This is a genomic window from Chamaesiphon sp. VAR_48_metabat_135_sub, assembly GCF_031418915.1.
Lineage (GTDB): Bacteria > Cyanobacteriota > Cyanobacteriia > Cyanobacteriales > Chamaesiphonaceae > Chamaesiphon.
In genome coordinates, this window is the sequence record NZ_JANOJV010000157.1 from 1 (window position 1) to 7,735 (window position 7,735).

Sequence of the window (7,735 nt, forward strand, 5' to 3'; positions counted from 1 at the left end):
CTACTACCAACTTATCTGCCAAACGATCGCTTCAGCAGCAATCAGTTGATACTCTCAAATCGACTATTTACACCCCCGAAAATCGTGGCACGGTACAAGGATTAGGCGTAGATCCAGAGAACGTATCTCAAGAACAGATCGATCGGCTCAAGTCCACCGTAACCGACACCAGAGGGCAATCATTACTCGGCTACCTCTCTAAGTACCAACAAGTCAAAACCGAGCTAGCACAAACCAATCAGAGCCTATTTGAGACTCAATATAATTACATCAAATCGATCGCCGATTATAACAAAGGATTAAGCGACCAAACTATTAGCTTGGGCAACCGATTAGCTAACCTCACCACCACAGCTAGAAGTGCAATATCCAGCCTCCAGCAGCAGGTAGAGCAATCATTGCTAGAAATAGACACCACCTCTAGCAAGGCAATGTTTCAAAGCCAACGAAACAGTATTCAAGGAGCCTATAACAAATTCCTAGATAAGTTGGGCATCAGTACCGATGATATCTTCGAGCAAATTTTCCAAAGTTATAACTCCATCCTCGATAGTATTCAGCAAATTACCGAGCGGAGATTAGGTAAGCAACAAAGTGCAATTACCGCCAATTATCGGCAAGCTGGCAATGAGACTCGCAAATATCAAACTCAGACAGAACAAACCCAAGGTTTACAAGAAATTCAACGTCAAAATGTCGAACGACAACTTAGCAATCCTCTCAATCAACTCGATTCAGGAACGACTAAACCTGTTAACAATAATCCTACTAATAGCAATAATCTACAGCTTTATCGATCTCAAAGAAGTGGCCTAACAATTCCAGTTGTTGGTGCAACTAACTCTCGCGGCGGTGGATATCCAGCCGATACTGGATTGGATATGATGACCCCCATTGGTTCCAAGGTAGTAGCTGCGGGAGCGGGTACCCTCGAATATGCCGAAGACGGACATGTTCGGCAGATTGGTGAAGATGTCGATCCCACTACTCCAGGATTCCAAAAACAAAAATCAGTGCGAGTAAAGTTAGATACCCCGATTGAATACCAGGGCAAAACTTACGAGTACAACTACTATACTCACCTGCGATCGATTGCCTCAGAACTACTCAATAAAGGTACTCATTCTCGGACTGGTCTCCGCCAACCAACTCGCATCGAAGCAGGACAGTTTCTAGGTGAAACTGGCACGGCTGGTGGTGGCCCACATTTACACTTTGGAATATCCGCCGATCGAGAACAACGCAATCATCTCAATTATCAAGAAGTTCATGATGTTTTATTTGGTACTAAAGATACTTCTCCTAAATCAGTTGGGAAAGTTCTTCCGGTGCAAGCTAATCAAATAGCTCAAGTTGCACCAACAACAGATCGAGTCGTTCCTCAAGTCGATCTACTCGAATCCGATAGTTCAATTCAATCTGTTAATTCCAGCACCTATACACCTGGTGGTGGGGGAATGAATGCAGGTGAAATTGATAGTCGCGGGAATCGATTAACTCGCAACGACTACGCGATCGCCATTCCTGGTCAAAATCGAGTCAAGGATCAAATTCCTTACGGATCGATCGTCAAACTTAATTATGGTGGTAAAACTGTAAACGCCAAAGTTACCGATGGTGGCCCATATATTCCAGGCCGCCAAATGGACATGACTACCGCAGCCGCCAAAGCATTAGGCTTTAATGGAGTCGGTCAAGTTGGTGTACAACTTCAAAGTTTACCTAAAGGAGCCGATCCTAATAAGAAATACTATTTTGGAGAGGCAACTTACAAACCTCAGTTTGATAAAAAGGGTAATGTTTCCCATGCTGAAGCTAACAAGGCAATTGCTTCAGTAGTTCAAGGTGATAAATATCTAACACTAGGGAATACTGTTCGATCGACTGGTATAGATCGATCGCCATCTGTTGGTAAAGGCTTCTTGGGTCAAGCTATTCTCAATCATGCTCAACAGCAAGGTGTTGACGAATCCATCCAGAATAATGCCAAATTATCAAATGAGTATGTCACGAATATCAATCAATTAAGCGATCGAGATAGCCTCCAATCCAAACAAAAACTCCGTCAAGATCTCAATCTTGCAAATCAGCAAGATGACACTGAGCGCACTAAAATTGACACTCAGATTCTCAAAAATCGTAATTTAACTAACCAGAAGGTACCCGCCTTTAACCGCCGTTCTACGGAGTTAGAACAAGGAGCTGCGGCATATAATCGTAGTGAGAATCGGAGTGCATATCAACAGATCGATAAGGTTTATCAGCAATATGGTGGGATTCCAAATACTGCAACACTCGACACCACTATTACCGATGCTCAATCTAGTGTCGCTAGACTGAAAGAAGAATCGCGAGTTCGACGGGAAAATCTACTTAAACAGATTGAATCGATCGAATCAGCAGGTGCAGGGTGGGCAAATCTCCGCAAAACTACACTCAGTCAGATTAGTTCTCTCCGCAAAAATGGATACGACGAGGATGCTGATAAGCTTCAAGATTTTATCGGGAATAACGATCGGGCCATCGGCACCCCTAAAGCACGTCAAGTCACCATCAACAGGTTATCCAAGCAATACCAGACACTACCCAGCGATGGTAGCGCGGTATATGATGCGATCGCGCCTGGTGCGGGAAAAGTATTATCAGATAATCAAGCCCTTTCCAATCAATATTTACCCAAGACATTTGGGGGGGATCTTCAAGCAGAAGCTCGATCGATAATCGATCGATTCAAAGCTGCGAAGGAGGCATTAACTAGTGAATTTAATAAGCTTGATGAGGCTATTTCAATCCTCGAGTCTGAAATTCAAGCCAAACTTAAAGCAGCGGGATATAGCAAACAGAAAATAGATCTTAACGATCCAAAACGATTGGAATTACTCGAACAAGTTGCTCCCGAAGAAACAGCCAGACTCAAGAAAGCCACAGCTACACGATCTCAGGTGATTCAATCTGGAGAACAACTCGATCGAAATGTAGGAGCAGCCGCAGATCGATCGGTCTCGATCGGTCAAAAACGCGAGCAGCTTCAGGTCGATCGCTTAAAAACTGATTATCTTGCAACGACTCAAGATGGAAATTTATTTACCAAGATCGAAACAGACAAACAACGCTTCACCCAAGGCAAAACCGATCTCGATCTTCAGTTCGATCAAGGTGCTATTAGTGCAGATTTATACGCCGCAAGACTCAAACAGTTAGGATTGGAAACAAATACACTGAAGAATGCAATTAACCCGCTCAGATCGGCTACTACTGGATTCTTCAGTGATATCTTTGCAGGAATTGGGGCTTTTGATGGCATCGATAAAGCGGTTAAGAACCTTGCTATTAATATCGTCAAAAACTTCCAAGATCTGATTTCTAAACATCTGGGACAGCAATTATTTGGCTCCTTAGCTAATGGGGCTGAAGATATGCAAGGCAAAGTAGCTTCTGGAAAAGATAATAGTTTATTTGGTCAGTTCATGCGAGCAACTGGGCTAGTAAATCCTGGTTCAAAACCTAATACAACATCTGGAATTGATATTGGATTAACATCACCAGTTATAGACGATCCTTCAGAAAATCTAGATTTCTCTATTTTTGATGATGTATTCAAGCCAAAACCCAAGTCTATTATTGGGCAAGATACCTTAACTACCCTCCTATTATCCCTACCCAGTAGCCATCAAAAGGATGGTGGTAGCGATCTATTTAGTGGATTAACTGGAATGCTATTTGGTGGCGGAAATAAAGGTAATTCTACTGGTGGCTTAGATCTGGGGTTTCTATTCCCTGAAATTCCTGGTTTTGCAACTGGAGGTATCGTAAATTCCCCCACAGTCGCATTAGTCGGTGAAGGAATTCACAATGAGGCGATCGTACCTTTACCAAATGGTCGATCAATTCCGGTAGACTTGTCGGGGATGCAGCAGCCCTCAAATAATGCTGGTAATGTCAATAGTTCGGTATCTGTCACTATCCAGAATAATGGACAAGCAAAGGAAACCAGCCAAAGCGAGGGAACAGCCATTAGTCAGTTGATTAAGGGTGCTGTGATGGATATTCTGATCAACGAACGTCGTACTGGTGGATTGCTAAGTTAAACGCAAATTTTAAATTTTGCGTTTTCTATCGATTGAAAAAGCGATCGGTCTTAGTTGACTCGATCGCTTTCAGTTTAAACTACATTACTGCTTACAAATGATTGGATGATGAATTAAGCGATCTTTATTGTACTTGGCTCGATTTGGGTATCTCAGGTAGTATGTTTAACTATTTCAGTAACAATCCCTAAAATCTCTCTAATCCGCTCCTACTCACAAGTGCCATTTTAAAACGACTACTATTACTTGTAAAAGTTAGATCGATATATGTAAGTAGCTCGTAAAGCCAAGTAAAGGATAGTAAAGGATAGTAAAGGGTAAATTCATTTTAAACTACCTATGACAACTATTTAACAGCAAAGAAAAAGCTCGCTCCGATCTAGAGACTAAAATCAGAGCACGTTTAGTCACATATCTAACTTTTTCAACTATTCAACCGTAACGGATTTTGCGAGGTTGCGAGGCTGATCTACGTCTAGTCCGCGCATTGCGGCAATGTGATAAGACATTAATTGCAGCGGAATAACTGTTAATACAGGTGATAATAATTCATCGACATCTGGTACAGGTAAAACCTTATCAAATATCTCGGCTGCATCCTTGTCGCTGGCTGCCACTACCCCATACAAATGTGAATCTCGCGCCTTCGCTTCCTGAGCGTTAGAAATCGCTTTTTCATATACTTTCCCTGGCATGGTAATCGCAATTACGGGTACCTTAGCATCAAGCAACGCGATCGGGCCGTGCTTCATCTCTCCAGAGGGATAACCCTCAGCATGGATGTAACTAATCTCTTTGAGTTTTAAGGCACCTTCTAGGGCGATAGGGAAGTTGATGCCACGACCGAGGAAGATCGCATCATGGGTATCGAGGAAACTGTGGGAGAGTTCTTCGATGTATTTTTCTTGGGTTTCTAAGATTACTTCAATTTGGGACGGGAGAACTTTTAAACCAGTGATGATTTGAGCTAGTCGATCGACTGTAATAGTCCCGCGACGATGGGCGAGGTCGAGCGACAGGAAGTAAAACGCCATTAATTGCCCCATGAAGGTTTTGGTGGCTGCTACGCCAATTTCCATGCCTGCGTGGGTGTCGATGACGCAATCGACAATACGAGTGATGGCACTATCGGTGCGATTGGTGATGGCTAGTAAGCGAGCACCATATTTAGGATCTCGCGATAGACGACGAGTTTTTTCGATTTCGATGGCGGCTAAAGTATCGGCGGTTTCACCTGACTGGGTAATGCCGATGGTCAGGGTATTTGCTGTTCGTGGTGGGGGTGAGTACCGAAATTCGGACGCATAGTCAATTGCGGTGGGAATTTGGGCGAGTTCTTCAATGAGATATTTACCTACCATCCCAGCGTGGAGGCTGGTTCCACAGGCAACGATTTGGATATTTTCCAGATCTTTGTAAATGGATGCGGGGAGATCTAGTTTGAAGGGGGATTTGGTGCTGTCTGGTGTCCAATCTAGATCGAGGTATGCTTCGAGACAAGTTCTGACTACTGCGGGCTGTTCGTAGATTTCTTTTGCCATAAAGTGGCGGAAACCTTGTTTCTCAACGGCGATCGGATTCCAAGCGATCGTGCGTGGTGTACGATTTACTTTATCGCCTGCGAAGGTGTAGACTTCGACTCCCGACCTGGTTAACCGTGCCATTTCCCCATTCTCTAAGGGTAAGATGGTGCGGGTATATTGGACGATTGCGGGCGTATCGGATGCACAGAAGTATTCACCCTCACCGATACCGATTACCAGAGGTGCTTGCTGTCTGGCTAAAATTAGTTCGTCGGGATAGTCTGCGGAAACTACGGCGATCGCAAATGCACCAGATAATTTGTGGACTGCCTGTTGGACTGCTACCATTAAGGTATCGGCACCATCGGCAAAGCATTGAGCGATCAGATGAGGGATAACTTCTGTATCGGTTTCCGATCGAAATTCGTGCCCTTGTTTTTTTAGTTCTTCCCGCAGTTCACGGTAATTTTCAATAATTCCGTTCTGCACCACCGCCAACCGTCGCTGGGTATCTGTGTGGGGGTGGGCGTTATATTCTTCTGGTTTGCCATGTGTCGCCCAGCGCGTGTGCCCGATCCCAATCGGAGCGCAATTCGTGGCGGATTCTATTTTTTCGCGCAGGTTCTTCAGCTTCCCTTTCGCGCGAATGCAATCTAGATTCCCTTCGATAATAGTTGCTACCCCTGCGGAATCATAACCCCTGTATTCTAGTTTTTCTAATCCTGAAACTAAGATGGACTGGGCTGGTTGAGTACCGATATAACCAACAATTCCACACATACAGTCTAATGCTCCCGCAACGGCTATCTTTAAATTTCGCGCTTTCTGGCAGTCTCACCACAGTCGAGATTCGCCTCACGTTCTATTATAGTTACCCAAATTGCGATCGAATGTAACAACTAATCCAAAAACGAGCGGGATTTACAGGATTTGAGGATGGACACAGATTAAGTTATCGGTAAGAATCCAGTTCCCCTATTCCCTAACTCCCTAGTGACTAGAAACTAACAGCACCACAACGTACCCTTAGTCTCCAGTCACAAGCGGGACCTAGTATGCTAGACCCATGCTGCGAGTCGTTTCCGCACCCAGATAAACACGGATACTCAGGAAGTCTGTAGGGCAAGCAGTTTCACACCGTTTGCAACCAACACAGTCTTCAGTACGTGGCGAAGAGGCAATTTGAGCAGCTTTGCAGCCATCCCAAGGTACCATCTCTAATACATCCGTAGGACAAGCCCGAACGCATTGAGTACAGCCAATACAAGTATCGTAAATTTTGACGCTATGAGACATAAGACTATCCTCCCAACGATAAAGCTTTAGAAAAACTAAAACTAAGAATCAAGGCTTAGTTTACCTCAGGCTCTTATACTAGTTCTCAAAAAGGCTACAAAAGTTAAAAAGCCTTAACTTTTGCTGGTAAGTTATTTGATGTTTGCGCTGGATTCTACTGAGATAGTTTAGAATATCTCTTGACGCTGATTATGGAGATCGAATGACGGAAACAGAGTCTTTGCCCACTGAGGTAATTTTGACCCAATCGCGAGAAACACTGGCTAAAGTTCGGTTGGATTGGATGCCGCAGCCAGGTAACTACCTGGACCTTGATGGTAAGACTTACACTGTTTTAGAACGTCGTCACCGTTACCAGCTTAAATATGGTCGTTATAAGCTGGACAAAATTGCATTATATGTCCAATCGGCAATTCGTCCTGAGGAGCAGAGTTTAATTGATGGTCAATGGGTCATTGGCGATGCAACTTGCAAATATAATGCTCGATCGACCCTAATTCGCTGTGCAGTACATCCGATCGGCCCCTGCGAAGGCTGTGCATATAAAACTTAGCATATGTAAAATCGAGCCATCCGTAGGGTGGGCACTGCCCACCATCTAAATTTCACCCATTAAATAATTAATAGGTGTGTTGCCAAAATTGCATGTGGGCAGTGCCCACCCTACTGCCGCTAAAGCCTACATTAACGCGCCCTGGAGGACTTGAACCCCCGACATTTGGTTTTGGAGACCAACGTTCTACCAACTGAACTAAAAGCGCAAGTGTGATGTGGAGTGATATTCCTGGCACTGCACTTTAGTATAATATCATAAACTAAAGTTAATAA

At 44.0% G+C, this 7,735-nt stretch carries 4 protein-coding genes and 1 tRNA gene; 2 read left to right on the top strand and 3 right to left on the bottom strand.

Annotation, left to right across the window (positions count from 1 at the left end):
• A partial coding sequence (locus RMO55_RS11230; RefSeq protein WP_310426575.1) for a hypothetical protein occupies positions 1 to 4,088 on the top strand: 4,088 nt, incomplete at its 5' end.
• Between the two features lie 428 nt (positions 4,089 to 4,516).
• Here RMO55_RS11230 and glmS read toward each other — a convergent pair.
• The gene (gene glmS, locus RMO55_RS11235) at positions 4,517 to 6,391 is read right to left on the bottom strand and encodes a glutamine--fructose-6-phosphate transaminase (isomerizing) (RefSeq protein ID WP_310426577.1); all 1,875 of its coding nucleotides are present in this window, start codon (positions 6,389 to 6,391) and stop codon (positions 4,517 to 4,519) included.
• 270 nt (positions 6,392 to 6,661) lie between these two features.
• On the bottom strand, positions 6,662 to 6,907 hold the full coding sequence (gene psaC, locus RMO55_RS11240; protein WP_015175986.1) for a photosystem I iron-sulfur center protein PsaC: 246 nt from the start codon (positions 6,905 to 6,907) through the stop codon (positions 6,662 to 6,664).
• A gap of 202 nt (positions 6,908 to 7,109) precedes the next feature.
• Here psaC and RMO55_RS11245 point away from each other — a divergent pair, with 202 nt between their 5' ends.
• Positions 7,110 to 7,460, top strand: a complete 351-nt coding sequence (locus RMO55_RS11245) for a DUF6464 family protein (RefSeq protein WP_310426595.1) — start codon at positions 7,110 to 7,112, stop codon at positions 7,458 to 7,460.
• A gap of 135 nt (positions 7,461 to 7,595) precedes the next feature.
• Here RMO55_RS11245 and RMO55_RS11250 read toward each other — a convergent pair.
• Positions 7,596 to 7,668 (bottom strand) — tRNA-Trp (locus RMO55_RS11250).
• Between the last annotated feature and the right edge of the window lie 67 nt (positions 7,669 to 7,735).